Genomic DNA, 14,071 nt, shown 5'->3' with positions numbered 1-14,071 from the left:
GCGCGTTGCATGAAGCTGCGAATATCGTCCGCGATCGGCACCGCGGCAAGCAGCATCAGCAGCAGCGCAAGCGGCCAGGTCGATCCAAAACCGAAGTTGAAGAACGAGTAGGCGCCCGTCACGCCGCCCACGAAGAACAAGCTGACCATCACGCTCAGCACGATCAGCTTGCCGCGGTCGGCCAGCACGGGCGGCATGGCCTGGGCTTCGCCCTTGGCCAGGTTCCAGTAGAAAAGTTTGCCGAATTCGATGCCGATATCGGTCACCATGCCCGTCACGTGGGTCGTGCGGATCTCGGACCGGGAAACCTTGGTGATCATCGCGTTCTGCAGGCCCATGATGTAGCACAGCAGCATGACGGTGCCGGGCACGTAGAACCAGCGCAGCGTTTCCAGGTTGGCGCCCAGAAGGCCAAAGCCCAGCAGGAGCACCGCCTCCAGCAGGAGCGGCAAGGCGTACTCGCTGGCCAGCCGGGACCGGCGCCCGAAATTGATCAGGAAGGCCGAACTGGCCGCGCCCGCCATGAAGGACAGCAGCGCGGCCAGGCCCTGCAGCACCACCACCACCCCGCCCAGCGCCATGTGGTCGGCCATCATCGACACGATGCCCGACATGTGCGAGGTGTACTGCTGGACAGCCAGGAAGCCGCCGGCGTTGACCGCGCCGGCGGTGAAGGTCAGAAGGTAGGCAAGATGCCGGTTGGCTTGCGGGCTGCGGCTGACGGCGGTCAGCCTGCGCAGATACGGAATGGCCACGCTTGTCCTTTCAAAACAAGACCGTACTCATTGCGATGCAAGTGCCATTCTAGCCGCGGCCTACCCGGGTCGATCAAGGCTTGGCAACGGGAAAGTACGCACCGACCAAGCCCCCGTTGAGCCCGCAATACGGCCGTCCGGCGCTGTTCGCGGCCCCGGACGGCGGGCTTTCGGACAGTTCCACGCCTGCCCCCTTGCGGACCAGCGTCAGGATCCAGCCTTCGGCGTCCGAGGTCTGGACCACCAGCGTATCGCCCTTGACGGTGCCGATGCCCTGGACATCGCACACCCAACGTCCGTTCTGCGGGTGCGCGGCGGACCCGTCGAACACCAGGCTGCCGTCGGCCTGCTTCTTGACCGAGAACCCGCCAGCCAGGTTTTCCCAGACCCCTTCGAAGCCCTGCCGCGGCTTGAGCGCCAGGGACGCCAGGAAGGCATCCCGGTACTTCAGGCGGTCGGCCAGTTCCTTGCCCGGCGTCCCGCCATCGGAGGCGGCGGCATAGGCGTCATCCCTCACCTGCACGAAATAGCGCTGGTCCTGCGTCAGCGCCTTGGCCGTCGCCGCATCGAACGCCTTTCGTGCCTTGCCGAAATTCTTGGCGATGCTGGCGTCCTGTGCGGCCAACGCGCCGTCCGCGCAGATCGCCTTTTCGACATTCGTCCGGGCCCGGGCGCAGTCGAACGAGGGCTTGCCGGCCGCCAGGGCCGCCGAACCGCACAACGCAAACAGCAGCGCCGACGCGAAGGTAATAGGTCTCACAGTGAAAACTCCCGCAGGTTGAAAACTCTTTCAGCCAGGCCGTCCGCGCCAAGGTAGTGGCTCAGCTTGCCCGCGCGCACGCGCCGCAGGTCTTCCTGGTAACTGCCGGCCATCGAATCCCGAACTTCCGCGTACGCCTCGGCGATACCGTCGCCGCATGCTTGGGCCACCAGGCGCGCGGCTTCCGGCGAACCGCAGGCGGCGCAGCGCGCCACGCCCAGCGCATCGCCGACCGCGCCCCGTTCCAGCAGCCGCTGAACCAGTTCCGGCGAGGGCTTGCGGTCGAACCGGTGGATCGCCGTGGCGCTGACCGGCGCGCCGGCGTCCAGCAGAGCCTCGGCCGCGGCATAGGCGTGCTGCATCAGAGCGATCTCCACGGGCTGGGCGCTGCCGCGCAGCGCAACGTCAAAGCGCACGCCCTGCGCCGCCAGCAGGCGGACCAGCGCGGCATCGTCCTTGGCCAGCGCATGTTGCAGCGCCAGGCCAGCCAGGCGGGGCGAATCGGCCAGCGTCCCGGCCTCCAGCGGGCCGCGCCAATCCACCAGGGCGCGCCGATAGAACGCGGCTAGCCTGTCCGCCAGGGCTTGTGGCATGCCGTGATCCGACACGCGTTCGTCCAGATACTCCAGCACGCGCACGCCCGGGCTGTCCTCGTCTTCGTTGGGGTCGGTCTCCAGGGAGAGCGCCGCGAATGCGCTGTAGAGGTCCGGCGCGATGGTCGCGATGCCGTCCTGCTGCAAGGCGTGCGTCCAGCCCGGCAGGCCTTGCTTCCACGCGACGACGCTGCCGGCGCGCGGGCCTGGTTCCATCGCCACATAGATGCGGTCGCAGTATTCGAAGCCGCCTATCGGCAGGTAGCGCAGCTTGCCGTTCCAGACGCCGCCGTCTTCGGCGGCCGCCTCTTGCGCGCACTCCTGCTCGTGTTCGATCCAGCCTTGCAGGTCGCGATATTGATCGCTGCCGTCGTAGAAGAGCTCGGTCCAGCTCAGGGCTTCTTCGTTGCCGTCCATCCGCGCGCGCAGGTCATACGCCAGCTCGCCGCCCGCGGTCAGGCGCCACAGGTCGAGCAAGGCTTGCGGCAAAGGGCCCTCGCAAGCCGCTTCGATCTCGGCGATGCGGGCATCGGACAAGGGGGGCTGCACGCTGATCAGCACGCGGTCCGCGAACAGGGCAATGCCATGCTCACGCAGGGCGCCCAGTTCGCCGGGGGTAAAGCCTAGGCTCATGTGGAATCTTCAAGGTTGGGGCTGCTGCGATTCTACTAGCGGGCGGGCCGGACCACCGCGATAAGATGGCCGACTAAGATGGCCGATGCCCGCCGCCGAGGATCGCGGCAGGGCTAGACCGCCCCGGACCCGCTCAGTTGCTGGCGCCGGTACTCGCCCTGGCGCTCATGCATCCAGCCCGGATATTCCGGCGGGAGCGCGCTGACCTGGTCGAGCGCCGCCAGCTCGTCCTGCGTCAGCTTGATGCTTGTAGCGGCCAGGTTGTCGTCAAGCTGGTCCACGCGCTTCGCGCCGATGATGACGCTGGTCACCACCCGCTGGTGCAGCAGCCAGGCCAGCGCCACCTGCGCCACCGACACGCCGCGCGCGTCCGCCACCAGCCTCAAGGCGTCGATGCTGTCGTAGGCGCGGTCCCGGTCCACCGGCGGGAAGTCGAACGCGGCGCGGCGGCTGCCGGCCTCGGCCTGGCCGTCGCGGCCGTACTTGCCGCTGAGCAGGCCGCCTGCCAGGGGGCTCCAGACCATCAGCCCGACGCCCTCGCTTTGCAGCATGGGCACCAGTTCCCGCTCCAGGTCCCGGCCCGCGATCGTGTAGTACGCCTGCAGCGACTCGAAGCGCGCCAGCCCCAGCCGTTCAGCGATGCCAAGCGCCTTCATGATCTGCCAGGCCGCCCAGTTGGACACGCCCACATAGCGCACGTGGCCATGCTGCACCAGGTTATCCAGCGCCCGCACCGTTTCCTCCACGGGTGTCGCCGGGTCGAAGCCGTGGATCTGATAGAGGTCGATATGATCGAGCTGCAAGCGCGACAGGCTCTTCTTGACGCTGTCGATGATGTGAAAGCGCGAGTTGCCCCGGGCGTTCGCGCCGGGGCCGGTCTGGCCGAATACCTTGGTCGCGACGACCACCTCGTCCCGTGCGATCTTCAGGTCGCGCAGCGCCTGGCCCGTGATGACTTCCGAACGGCCTTCGGAATACACGTCCGCCGTGTCGATGAAATTGACCCCGGCGTCCAGGGCCCTTCCGACCAGCCGGTTGGCGTCTTCCTGCTGGAGATTGCCGATCTTGCTCCAGAGTTCGCCTTCGCCGCCGAAGGTCATGGTGCCCAGGCACAGCTCCGAGACGAACAGACCGGTGCTTCCGAATTTCTTGTATCGCATGATTGCACTCCTTCAAGGGCTTGGCGGGCGCGCTGGGTCCCCGGAGTGGGACGCCGCTGCGGCAGCCCGCCGGCGTGGACACAGTATGCGTCCGGGGCCCGGCGCGCGCGCTGCTCGATCCTGCCCTTTTTTTGCCTGATTCTCTGGCGCGGGCGCCAATCCGCGGGCGCGAGCTCAATCCTCCGGATTTTCTGCCCATTCCTCCACACCTGGGTTTCGCCCTGCAAGACGGCTGCTTCCAGGGATACACTGGCAACCACCTAATCCTCCGCTGCCCCCACGGCTACCCGCCCGCGAGGCGGCGCGCCACCGGGAACCCCGATGCCCCTGACACGTGCCCATTCCGGCAATGACACGAGCGCCGTTCCGGACACCGCGTACGAGCCCGCGCGGCAAGAACTGCTGTGCACGCTGGAACGGATGACCGGAACCCTCGAGGGTTCGCTGGACACGCCCATCGAAGGCCTGTTCCTGCATCGCCTGTCGCAGCCTACCGGCGCGAAGCCGGGCTTGCAGAAAGCCGCGCTGGCCGTCATTGCCCAAGGATCGAAGCGCCTGTTCATCGGCGACGAGACGTACGAGTACGACCCCTTCCACTACCTGATCTCGTCGGTGGATCTGCCGGTGGTGGCCAAGGTGTCGGTCGCCAGCCCGACCCTGCCCTATCTGGGCCTGCGGCTGGACCTGAACGTGGAAGAGATCACCGAGCTGATCAGCGACGAGAACCTGCCGCCGCTGCTGCCCGCGGAAGCGTCGCGCGCACTGTGCGTGAATCCGCTGGGAGGCACGCTGCTGGATGTGGTGCTGCGCCTGTTGCGGTTGCTGGACACGCCGCGCGACATTCCCATCCTGGCGCCGATGATCCGGCGCGAACTCCTGTACCGCCTACTGATGAACGGCCAGGGCGTCGTGCTGCGGCAGACGGTCTTGCAGGACAGCCAGCTCAACCGCGTGGCCAAGGCCATCCGCATCCTGCGCGACAACTACGCGCAACCCTTGCGCGTGGAAGAGATCGCCCGCGACGTGCACATGAGCGTGTCGTCGTTGCACCATCATTTCAAGCAGGCCACGGCCATGAGCCCCCTGCAGTACCAGAAGCATCTGCGCCTGCAGGAAGCGCGCCGGCTCATGCTTACCGACGACGCCGGCGTAGCGCTTGCGGCGCACGCCGTCGGCTATGAAAGCTCGTCGCAGTTCAGCCGCGAGTACAGCCGGCTGTTCGGCGCGCCGCCCCTGCGCGACAAGCAGCGATGGAAAGACGAAACCGCGTTGGCGGCCTGACGCGCCTGTCGCAAAGACGCGATACGCGCGCTGCCGTTCAGTCTTCGAACGCGATCCGCAGGCCGGGCAAGCCGATGCCGTCCAGCGCGGTGCTCCAGGTCTGGCCCGCATGCACGGGGTAGGCGCGCGTCAGGGTGCCCGTGGTGACCAGTTCCCCCGCTTGAAACGCTTCGTCGGCGGGCCGGTCCGCCAGCACGCCCAGCAAGTGCGCCATGGCTGCCAGCGGGCTGCCCAGCACATTGGCGCCCCCGCCTGTCTCGCGGCGGACGCCGTCGCAAGACAGTTCGATGCGGAAGCGCTCCAGCTTGTCCTGCAGGTCTGGCCCCAGCCGGGCGGGATCCTCGAACGGACCCACGAACAGCGCGCCGTGCAACGCCCCGTCGGCCACGGTATCGGCGGCCTGGAACTGCCACGCCGGGAAATGGGATTGCACCAGTTCGAAGCCATGCGCGATGCCGTCCACGCAGGCCAGGATCTTTGCCAGGTCGCTGGTCGCTGGCGGCACGGCGTGAAATCGCAGCACGATTTCGGGCTCGATGCGCGGCTCCATGTAGCCGCCCAGGCTGCAGCGGGCTTCGCCCTCAGCCACATGGACGACCGTGTGCGCATACATGGAGCCCCATACCGGAAAATCCACGCCCAGCGCGGCCCACATCGCGGCATTGGTAAAGCCGATCTTGCGCCCCGCGAGCACGGCCCCGGCGCCGGCGCGCGTCCGGCGGACGCGCGCGGCCACGTCATAAGCCGCCTCCAGGCTGAAGCCCGGATATCGAGCGGTGAACGGCGTGAGCGGGTGGACGCCGTCCTGGGCGGCCAGCACCTGGCGGGCGAGGGATTCCGGGTCGAATGCGGACATGTCTGCGTCTCCGTAACGCGTGGACTCGATGCGCACGACTGTAGAGGAAAAAGCGCGTGCCCGGGCCCGCGCGCGTTATATCCTCCTCGCAACAAGCCTATTGACGCAAGCACGGACGGTCCATGCACGACTTGAATGATCTCTACTACTTTGTCCAGGTGGTCAAAAGCGGCGGCTTCGCACCCGCCGGCCGGGCACTGGACATCCCCAAATCGCGGCTCAGCCGGCGCATCGCATTGCTGGAAGAGCGCCTGGGCGTGCGCCTGATACAGCGCTCCACGCGCACGTTCGCCGTGACCGAACTGGGCCAGGAATATTTCGATCAATGCCTGGCGATGCTGGCGGGCGCGGAAGCGGCGCAAGAGGTCATCGACCGTACGCACGCCGAGCCGCAGGGCACGATCCGCATTGCGGCCCCGCCCGCGCTGATCTATTACTTTCTGGGCGATGTGGTGGCGCGCTTCATGGAGAAGTGCCCCAAGGTGAACGTCTACCTGAAGAGTTACAGCCGTCCGGTGGACGTGCTGCGCGAAGGGTTCGATCTGGCGGTACGGGTGCGGTTTGGCCCGATCGAAAGCAGCGACCTGGTCATGAAGCACCTGGGCATGAGCTGCCAGGCCCTGGTCGCCAGCCCCGCGCTGGCGCGATCCCTCTCCGATCCCGCCGATCTGCAGCGTATCGCCCAGCAGCCTACGCTGGCGCTGGGCACGGAACAGCGCGAATGCCAATGGCGGCTGCATGGGCCCGGCAACGCCCGCCAGGTCGTGCCCTTCGCGCCCAGGCTGGTGACCGACGACATGCTGGCGCTCAAGCAGGCGGCCCTGCGAGGCGTGGGCATCGTCGCCCTGCCCCTGCTGATGATCCGCGACGAACTGGACGCCGGCTCGCTATCGACGGTGGGAGCCCCTTGGCAACCGGAACCGGGCAGCGTGCATGCCGTGTTCCCTTCCCGCCGCGGCCTCTTGCCCGCCGTCAGAGAACTTCTGGATTTCATGAGCGCGGCGTATCGTGAAAACGCCCGGCGCGAAGCCGATACCCAGACGCGCCATGGCATCCCCACGTTGCTGCCAGCCCATGCATTGTCCGATTTATAGAACGCTGAAGCTCATATTGCCCGTCTAGCGCTGAAATCACCTTGAATTTAGGATTTCTGTCTACGCAATCAGCGTGTACTCAGTGCCGCCCTGCCCGGTGCGACCCAACAAGGAACTAGTCATGACCAAGCCCTACGTAAAGCTCGACAAGACCCAAGCCGCCGTTCTGCTGGTGGATCACCAGGCCGGCCTGCTGTCCCTGGTGCGCGACTTTCAACCCGACCAGTTCAAGAACAACGTGCTGGCCCTGGCCGACCTGGCGGAATACTTCAAGCTGCCCACCATCCTGACCACCAGTTTCGAAGACGGTCCTAATGGCCCCCTGGTCCAGGAACTGAAAGACAAGTTCCCGCAGGCTCCTTACATCGCCCGCCCCGGCAACATCAATGCCTGGGACAACGAAGACTTCGTCAAAGCCGTCAAGGCCACCGGCAAGAAGCAATTGATCATCGCCGGCGTGGTGACCGAAGTCTGCGTCGCCTTCCCGGCGCTGTCGGCCCTGGAAGAGGGATTTGATGTGTTCGTCGTGACGGATGCGTCGGGCACGTTCAATGAGGTGACCCGGAATGCGGCCTGGAGCCGCATGGAGCAGGCCGGCGCGCAGCTCATGTCGTGGTTCGGCGTGGCGTGCGAACTGCACCGCGACTGGCGCAACGATGTGGAAGGCCTGGGCACCCTGTTCGCCAATCACATCCCGGACTACCGCAACCTGATGGCGTCGTACTCGACGGTCAAGGGTTCCAGGTAAGCGTTGCACGCACGGGTTTGCAAGTGACCGTTATGGCCCAGGCGCTTGCCTGGGCCGTAACGTCTACGACTTCCTGCGGAAGGGATACGCCTGCTGCGCCAGGAAGGTACCGGGCATGTCGTTGTCCAGAATGCCGTAGTTCTCCGGCAGGCGCTTGCCGACCCCGAGCACGGCGGTGCCGAAGAGGTAGTCGATGAACGAGAAGTGCGCCGCGTAGTTCCGGTCGATGGCCTCGGTGTCCGACGAGTGATGCCAGTGATGAAAGTCCGGCGTCACGATGATGTAGCGCAGCCAGCCCCAGGGCAGCTTCACGTTGGAGTGGATCAGCACCGCCTGGAATCCCACGATGATGATGTAGGCGTCCAGCACCGACTTGGAAAACCCCAGGACGAACAGCACGCCCAGCACCGCCACGCGGGTGATCAGCAGTTCGACGATGTGCAGGCGCGAACCCGCCAGCCAGTCCAGCGTGCGCGTGCTGTGATGCACGGCGTGGAAGCGCCACATGAACGGCACCTCGTGATAGATCCGATGGGCCGCGTACTGCGCCAGGTCGGCCACCAGCACCGCCACGAACAGCTCGAGCAGATAAGGCATCGACTGGATGGCCGCCTGCAGCGGCTCATAGGCCGCCCAGGAAAACAGGCGGTGGATGAAGAAGTTGATGCACAGCAGCACCGCACCCACCGACAGGTGGTTGAACAGAAAGTGCTTCATGTCGACCTGCCATTCGCCGCGGAACACCGGCTGCCCGGGATACAACGGCGTCAGCTTCTCGAAAATGATGAAGACCGTGCTGGACGCCAGCAGGTCCAGGATGAACCAGTCCAGGCCCAGATAGGGATGGCTGCCCGCGTTGGATGGGGTCACCGCGATCTGGCTGCCACCGGCGGCCACCGCGCAGCAGACCAGCAAGAAGGCCGATATATTGAGCCACCGCTGACGGCCCAGCACCGTGTTGGCCAACGCAATGGTGCCTGACACCAGCAGCGCGCCGAACAGCAGGCTGCGCATCGCGTCCACGGAATAGAACGCGCGCAGCTCGGGCGTGGTCAGATAGGCGGGAAAGTGAAACGCCAGGACTCCCAGCACCGCCAGGATGGCCAGGAACAGCGCAATCACGCCGCTCATCATGCCGGTGCCCGGATGAATACGGCCGTCCTGCCTGAAAAGGTCGAAAACCTGCCGATAGATGGGCGCGCGCTGTTTCATTTCACTTTGATGGCTATCCACGGGGAAGCGAGTGTATCGCTGGGGACGGAACACCCTGTAAAGAAACGTGAGCATGCGCGACAGAATGACTCTTTCGCGGCGGCCTTTGCGCGCGGTCAATCGGGTATCCGCGACGGCGGCCCGCAAGGTTGACAAGGCGCGGGGGTTGGCGTGTCATGGAATCGACGCTGATGAAGCGTCTTGCATGGCGCATCATCGGTCCCGTCAACCGGTTCCTAAAGAGGCCCCTATGTTCCCTGAATACCGTCAACTCATTACCCAGCTCAAATCCGAAAACGCCCATTTTTCGGCACTGTTCCAGCGGCACAACGACCTGGACCAGGAGATCAAGAACATGGAAGACGGCATCGTGCCGTCCTCGGGCACCAACATCGAAGTGCTGAAAAAAGAAAAGCTGCAGCTCAAGGACAAGCTGTATGGGCTGCTGCGGGCGGCCGACCAGAACGGCAGCTGACGCGCCCGGGCCGGGCTACATCAGTTCCAGCCCCGCGCCTTTGACGACGGCCGCGTACTTCGCCATTTCAGAACGGAAGTACGCCACCGTCTGCGAATTTCGTAGACCGCCAGCCCCTGTTCGCGCAGCGTCGGCCCCACGCCCTTGTACGGGATGTGCCTGGCCCTCACTCCCGCCTGCTGCACGTACATTTCGTGCTGCTGGAACATCTGGTGGCGGCGGGCGAGGCCGCTTGACCGTTGCGCGCTACCGGACGGTCTTCGCGTCCTTTTCTCCGGCGGAGGCGTTCATGTATTCCTTCACCGTGAGATTCTTGTTGTAGACCACGGTAAGCGTGCGCTGATCCTGCACCGCCCCGAATTCGCTGTTATTGAAGTAGAACCAGGTCGCGGTCCGCAGGCCCTGCGAATTGACGTGCTGGGACCGTGGCGGCCCGAAGTCCCGGACCATCTCGTCAAAGGTGGTGGCATTGATCTTGATGCCTTCAACCTTGGCCTGGGTGATCAAGTCCCCAGAGTTGGTGGCGGCGCAGCCGGTGACGATGGCGGCCACGAAAAGCAATGACATTCTCATTCAACTACCCCGATCTTGTAAGCCGCGGTCCGCCTCCCGGAACGCGAGCGACCATAGAATACCCCGCCGTCACCCGAATTTTGCGGTCATCTACAATGCGTCGACGTGCCGGGCGAGCAGATGCGCCGGCCTGCAACACATAGGCAGCATGACGCGCGCGAAGAAATCAGCCCCCAGAAAGAGAACCCCGGTAAGCAGGAACAAGGCCACCCGAAGTGGCCGCATTTATCGATTCCTGCGTACGTTCGCCCTTACCTCGCTTGCCAGCTTTGGCGCGGCCACCTACGCGCTGAATCCCCAATGGCGGGTTCACTTCTCGCCGGAAGACATCCTGGCGCGGCTGGGTTGGCCGGCCCAGGAGCAGCAGTTCGCGCCCGCGCCGGCGCCGGCCGGCGGCTTCGCTCACACCCGATTCGCGGATTGTCCTCAGTTCTTTCCGCGCGAAAGCCCGCCGGTCGTTCCCGCCAGCCAGGCGCTGCGGGAACTGTGCTTTTCATCGTTCGCCATCTTGCACAACGGCCAGACGAAGACGCCGGTTTTCGTCGCGGAGCGGCTGAACCGGAAAACGCTGGCGCAGGCCCAGGGGATGCAGCGAGCGGACCGGTTCTACGCCGAGGCGCGCATCCCGCGCGCCGAACGGGCAGAACTGCCTGACTATCGGGGTTCGGGCTACTCGCGCGGCCACATGGCCCCGGCAGGGGACATGTCCACCCCGGACGCCATGGCGCAGAGCTTCTCGCTGGCCAATATGGTGCCCCAGGACCAGACCCAGAACGCCGGCGCCTGGAGCCGCATCGAACAGGACACCCGGAAGTACGTGATGCGCGCCGCAGGCGACGTCTACGTCTTCACGGGGCCGTTCTATGCGGAAAAGCCGAAAGAGATCGGGTCGGGTGTGGCCGTGCCCAGCCACATCTACAAGGTCGTGTACGACGCGGCCACGGGCCGCTCGTGGGTCCATTGGCAGGCAAACAGCGCCAGCACGACGGTGGGAGCGCCCATCGGCTACGAGGAATTCGTGCGGCGGACAGGCATGAAGCTGCTGCCGCCGTCCGCGCCTTGACCGCGGCCTACTTCGGCCGGGGCGAGCGCACGCCGTCTGCACCCGGCGCCCACCGACCGGCCCGCAGCAGCGGCACGCAATGGGCGACCGCCTTGGCCACGTTGCGCACCTCTTCCTGCACCGCCTGATCCTGATCCAGCTCGGCGTGGCTGGTGGCATAAGGCTCGTAGTAGCCAATATAGCGATCCAGCCGGGACGATGCGCCCGCGTCGACCAGCCCCATCCAGTCCAGCCAGTCGCCCAGGGCGCGCCGGTGATCCTCGATGCCCGCCACGTCGCCATGTACCACCAGGCCATAGGCCCGGCCCGCCAGGTGCTTCGGGTAGGGCCAGCCTGCCATCTCGATCTGCTTGGCCTTCATCGCATCCTTGCCCGCGGTCGACGTCGGATCGGGGTTGCCGCCATCGGCGCACACCAGCCTGTCTATCATCAGCTTCAAGCCGCTCGGCGATTGGTACCAATAGGTTGGCGCCACCAGCACCACGCCGTGCGCGGAAACCCATTGCTCGTAGATGTCGTTCATCGCGTCGTTGTCCTGCCCCAGCGAATGATTGGGATAGCAACTGCACGGCCAATGGCAAAGCGGCATCGCCGTGGACACGCAACCCTTGCAAGGATGGATCTGGTATTGGTATTCGGAAGTCAAACGGCTCAGGTCCAGCATGTCGGCCAGCATGCCCGCCGACTCCAGCTCGTGCCGCACGATCTGCGCAAGCCGCCAGCTCTTGGAGACTTCCCCCGGACAGGTGCCATCGTTGCGCGCCGCGGCGATGACCACCAGCACCCGCGAGCGCGTCTCCGGCTGGCTCTGGATCTCCGCCGCGCGCGCCAGGCGGTCGTGCGCTTCTTTCCACTCCACCGACAGGTCGTACTCGGGATCCGCATACCCCGGTCCGGCTTTCACCGTGATGGGCGCTTTGCGGCTTCCTTCGTAGGCATCCCACGCGATGGCTTCCAGCCGGTCCAGCGCATCGCCCTCGGCCTGGAAGGCAGGATCGTAGAAGCGGCGCATGAAGCGCACCCGGAAAACGTCCCGCGCCAGCGGACCGGTGTACTGTCCGGTGCGAACGTCGAGCTTCGGTTTGGTCATGGCAACCTGCCTGCGGACTGGGGCCCAGGCCGTCAGCAAATGCCGTGCCCGTCCTTGCGGAACGCCAGGACGGCATTGTTGCCACCCATGCCAAACGAATTGCTGAGCGCCAGCGTCAGCGCCGGCAGCGCGCGCGCCGTCCCAGGCACGTAGTCCAGGTCGCATTGGGCATCGCCGGATTCAAAGAACAGCGTGGGCGGCACGATCCCGCGCGATACCGCCATGGCGGTCACGGCGGCTTCGATGGCGCCGGCGGCGCCGATCGTATGCCCGATCGCCCCCTTGATGCTGCTGACCGGCAAGCTGCGCGCGTGCTCGCCGAACACCCGCTTGATGGCGGCGGTCTCGATGCGATCGCCCACCAGCGTGCCGGTCGCGTGCGCGTTGACATAGTCCACCTGCGCAGGCGACAGGCCCGCATCGGCCAGGCAGCGCGACATGGCCAGGGACTGGCCATCGGAGTCGGGACGCAGGGGATGCGTGCCATCGTTGCTGACGCCATAGCCGCAGAGCTCCGCGATGGGCGCGGCACCCCGGGCAGCGGCGTGGTCGGCCGACTCCAGCATCAGCATCGCGGCTCCCTCCGCCAGGGCGAATCCCGTGCGCCGATGGCTGAAAGGCCGGCAGCTCCCCGCGTCGCCATTTTCCGGGTCCGCGCAGAGCACATGCAGCTGGGTCCACGCCGCCACGATCGTCGGGGTCAGCATGGCCTCCACGCCGCCAGCCAGGGCGATATCCAGGTAGCCGTCGCGAATGCGGCGGAACGCTTCGCCGATGGCAACGGCGCCCGCCGAGCATGCGGTGGTGTAGGTCTGCGCTTCCGCCAGGGACTTGAGCTGCTGCGCGATATGCGCGGCCGGCGCGTTCGGCATGGTGGCAGGCACCACCAGCAGGGGCCGCTTCGGGACGATGCCATGGTAGGCCTCGACCGCCTCGCACAAGGTCGACACACCGCCGATACCCGTGCCCACGAAGACGCCGCAATTGGCCCTTTGTGCCTCGTCCAGATCCGCCTGCGCCATCGCCTGGCCGGCCGCGCACTGCGCCATCAGCGTGACGCGGTCCATCATGCGCACCTGCGCCGGGTGAACGCCAGCGGCGATATCGGCGCGCACATAGCCCACGCGCCGCCCGATGCCGCTGTCGCGATGGACATCCACGCCGCACTTCCCCGCCACCAGGGCGTCGAAAGTCTGCGTGGCGTTGCCGCCCACCGGGGTGACCATGCCGATGGCGGTGATGACGACTTTCCTGCGCTGCATCATGAGCCGTCCCCGCTTCAGTCCTTGCGCCGAGCGGCCGCGAGCGCCATGCGCGCCGCCGCGCTGCCCTCGGCGGGGCCCGCCGCGACCCGCTCGACGACTACGTGCATATAGGCGATCAAGGCCGAGAGATTGGTGGGAAAGATGCTTGTGATTTCCTGAGCGCCGACCGCGTGGTCGGTGGGCAGCATGTCGTCGGTCTGGATATGAAATTCCGTTTCGATCTCGAGAAGGATCTCAAGAATCGCCAACGAGTCGAACTGCGTGATGACGGCGGCGAACTCCTGGTCTTCAAGCAGCGGTCCAGGTTCGCATCGGCACACATTGGCGATGATGGCGGCGAGCTTTTCGCGCAGGATCCCGGGGGCCGGAAGAACCGGCGTGGTCTGCTGGGTTTGCATGATCGAATTCCCAAAAAATAGAACTATCTATGGGGGCAGCGACGAATGAACCCTCTGGGCACCGAACCAAACCACTATAAGGCATCGGGCGCAAAATGGTCCAAGCGCGGCGCCG

The 14,071-nt window shown here is 65.8% G+C and carries 14 protein-coding genes and 1 pseudogene; 5 read left to right on the top strand and 10 right to left on the bottom strand.

Going from position 1 to position 14,071, the window contains the following annotated elements; translation table 11 throughout:
* Positions 1-2 precede the first annotated feature (2 nt).
* From ASE30_RS06850 to ASE30_RS06835, 4 genes and pseudogenes are all read right to left on the bottom strand, one after another.
* A pseudogene (locus tag ASE30_RS06850) lies at positions 3-755 on the bottom strand (YoaK family protein); the annotation flags it as partial.
* A gap of 73 nt (positions 756-828) precedes the next feature.
* Positions 829-1,515, bottom strand: coding sequence for a lysozyme inhibitor LprI family protein (locus ASE30_RS06845; protein WP_057283548.1), 687 nt, complete (start codon positions 1,513-1,515; stop codon positions 829-831).
* Entirely contained in the window at positions 1,512-2,741 is a 1,230-nt protein-coding gene (locus tag ASE30_RS06840) for an SMI1/KNR4 family protein (RefSeq protein ID WP_057283547.1), read from the bottom strand. Before ASE30_RS06840 ends, ASE30_RS06845 begins: the two co-directional genes overlap by 4 nt.
* Before the next feature lie 113 nt (positions 2,742-2,854).
* Positions 2,855-3,901, bottom strand: coding sequence for an aldo/keto reductase (locus ASE30_RS06835; protein WP_057283546.1), 1,047 nt, complete (start codon positions 3,899-3,901; stop codon positions 2,855-2,857).
* 321 nt (positions 3,902-4,222) lie between these two features.
* Here ASE30_RS06835 and ASE30_RS06830 point away from each other — a divergent pair, with 321 nt between their 5' ends.
* Entirely contained in the window at positions 4,223-5,182 is a 960-nt protein-coding gene (locus ASE30_RS06830; RefSeq protein ID WP_057283545.1) for an AraC family transcriptional regulator, read from the top strand.
* 37 nt (positions 5,183-5,219) lie between these two features.
* On the opposite strand, the gene ASE30_RS06825 is transcribed toward ASE30_RS06830, so the two are convergent.
* A complete protein-coding gene (locus tag ASE30_RS06825; RefSeq protein WP_057283544.1) occupies positions 5,220-6,038 on the bottom strand; it encodes a 2-keto-4-pentenoate hydratase in 819 nt (272 codons plus the stop codon).
* A 122-nt stretch (positions 6,039-6,160) separates the two neighbouring features.
* On the opposite strand from ASE30_RS06825, the gene ASE30_RS06820 reads away from it, so the two are divergent.
* Both ASE30_RS06820 and ycaC read left to right on the top strand, forming a co-directional pair.
* Positions 6,161-7,132 (top strand): LysR substrate-binding domain-containing protein, encoded by a 972-nt coding sequence (locus ASE30_RS06820; protein WP_057283543.1) that lies wholly within the window; start codon positions 6,161-6,163, stop codon positions 7,130-7,132.
* A gap of 121 nt (positions 7,133-7,253) precedes the next feature.
* Positions 7,254-7,880, top strand: coding sequence for an isochorismate family cysteine hydrolase YcaC (gene ycaC, locus ASE30_RS06815; RefSeq protein WP_057283542.1), 627 nt, complete (start codon positions 7,254-7,256; stop codon positions 7,878-7,880).
* A gap of 63 nt (positions 7,881-7,943) precedes the next feature.
* On the opposite strand, the gene ASE30_RS06810 is transcribed toward ycaC, so the two are convergent.
* Positions 7,944-9,092, bottom strand: coding sequence for a sterol desaturase family protein (locus ASE30_RS06810; protein WP_057283541.1), 1,149 nt, complete (start codon positions 9,090-9,092; stop codon positions 7,944-7,946).
* Positions 9,093-9,342: 250 nt separating this feature from the next.
* Here ASE30_RS06810 and ASE30_RS06805 point away from each other — a divergent pair, with 250 nt between their 5' ends.
* Complete coding sequence (locus tag ASE30_RS06805) at positions 9,343-9,567, top strand: YdcH family protein (RefSeq protein ID WP_057283540.1); 225 nt, start codon at positions 9,343-9,345, stop codon at positions 9,565-9,567.
* 246 nt (positions 9,568-9,813) lie between these two features.
* Here ASE30_RS06805 and ASE30_RS06800 read toward each other — a convergent pair whose 3' ends face one another.
* Complete coding sequence (locus ASE30_RS06800; protein ID WP_235515194.1) at positions 9,814-10,134, bottom strand: hypothetical protein; 321 nt, start codon at positions 10,132-10,134, stop codon at positions 9,814-9,816.
* A 154-nt stretch (positions 10,135-10,288) separates the two neighbouring features.
* Between ASE30_RS06800 and ASE30_RS06795 the strand changes: the two genes are divergently transcribed.
* Positions 10,289-11,203, top strand: a complete 915-nt coding sequence (locus ASE30_RS06795) for a DNA/RNA non-specific endonuclease (RefSeq protein WP_082601477.1) — start codon at positions 10,289-10,291, stop codon at positions 11,201-11,203.
* A 7-nt stretch (positions 11,204-11,210) separates the two neighbouring features.
* On the opposite strand, the gene ASE30_RS06790 is transcribed toward ASE30_RS06795, so the two are convergent.
* The 3 genes from ASE30_RS06790 to ASE30_RS06780 are packed head-to-tail and all read right to left on the bottom strand — an operon-like array spanning position 11,211 to position 13,956.
* A complete protein-coding gene (locus ASE30_RS06790) occupies positions 11,211-12,293 on the bottom strand; it encodes a flavodoxin family protein (protein ID WP_057283538.1) in 1,083 nt (360 codons plus the stop codon).
* Positions 12,294-12,325: 32 nt separating this feature from the next.
* Complete coding sequence (locus ASE30_RS06785) at positions 12,326-13,558, bottom strand: beta-ketoacyl synthase (RefSeq protein WP_057283537.1); 1,233 nt, start codon at positions 13,556-13,558, stop codon at positions 12,326-12,328.
* A gap of 14 nt (positions 13,559-13,572) precedes the next feature.
* Positions 13,573-13,956 (bottom strand): acyl carrier protein, encoded by a 384-nt coding sequence (locus tag ASE30_RS06780; protein ID WP_057283536.1) that lies wholly within the window; start codon positions 13,954-13,956, stop codon positions 13,573-13,575.
* Positions 13,957-14,071 lie beyond the last annotated feature (115 nt).

It is taken from the genome of Achromobacter sp. Root83 (assembly GCF_001428845.1).
Classification (GTDB): Bacteria; Pseudomonadota; Gammaproteobacteria; order Burkholderiales; family Burkholderiaceae_B; genus Achromobacter.
Note: the sequence above shows the minus strand (reverse complement) of the source record. Positions and strands in the feature narration are given on the sequence as shown.

Bases quoted from the DNA above. Each gene is read 5' to 3' on its own strand.
- ASE30_RS06825 (WP_057283544.1), bottom strand. From the start codon at position 6,038: ATGTCCGCATTCGACCCGGAATCCCTCGCCCGCCAGGTGCTGGCCGCC.
- ASE30_RS06835 (WP_057283546.1), bottom strand. From the start codon at position 3,901: ATGCGATACAAGAAATTCGGAAGCACCGGTCTGTTCGTCTCGGAGCTG.
- ASE30_RS06840 (WP_057283547.1), bottom strand. From the start codon at position 2,741: ATGAGCCTAGGCTTTACCCCCGGCGAACTGGGCGCCCTGCGTGAGCAT.
- ASE30_RS06830 (WP_057283545.1), top strand. From the start codon at position 4,223: ATGCCCCTGACACGTGCCCATTCCGGCAATGACACGAGCGCCGTTCCG.
- ASE30_RS06810 (WP_057283541.1), bottom strand. From the start codon at position 9,092: ATGAAACAGCGCGCGCCCATCTATCGGCAGGTTTTCGACCTTTTCAGG.
- ASE30_RS06785 (WP_057283537.1), bottom strand. From the start codon at position 13,558: ATGATGCAGCGCAGGAAAGTCGTCATCACCGCCATCGGCATGGTCACC.
- ycaC (WP_057283542.1), top strand. From the start codon at position 7,254: ATGACCAAGCCCTACGTAAAGCTCGACAAGACCCAAGCCGCCGTTCTG.
- ASE30_RS06795 (WP_082601477.1), top strand. From the start codon at position 10,289: ATGACGCGCGCGAAGAAATCAGCCCCCAGAAAGAGAACCCCGGTAAGC.
- ASE30_RS06800 (WP_235515194.1), bottom strand. From the start codon at position 10,134: ATGTCATTGCTTTTCGTGGCCGCCATCGTCACCGGCTGCGCCGCCACC.
- ASE30_RS06780 (WP_057283536.1), bottom strand. From the start codon at position 13,956: ATGCAAACCCAGCAGACCACGCCGGTTCTTCCGGCCCCCGGGATCCTG.
- ASE30_RS06790 (WP_057283538.1), bottom strand. From the start codon at position 12,293: ATGACCAAACCGAAGCTCGACGTTCGCACCGGACAGTACACCGGTCCG.
- ASE30_RS06805 (WP_057283540.1), top strand. From the start codon at position 9,343: ATGTTCCCTGAATACCGTCAACTCATTACCCAGCTCAAATCCGAAAAC.
- ASE30_RS06820 (WP_057283543.1), top strand. From the start codon at position 6,161: ATGCACGACTTGAATGATCTCTACTACTTTGTCCAGGTGGTCAAAAGC.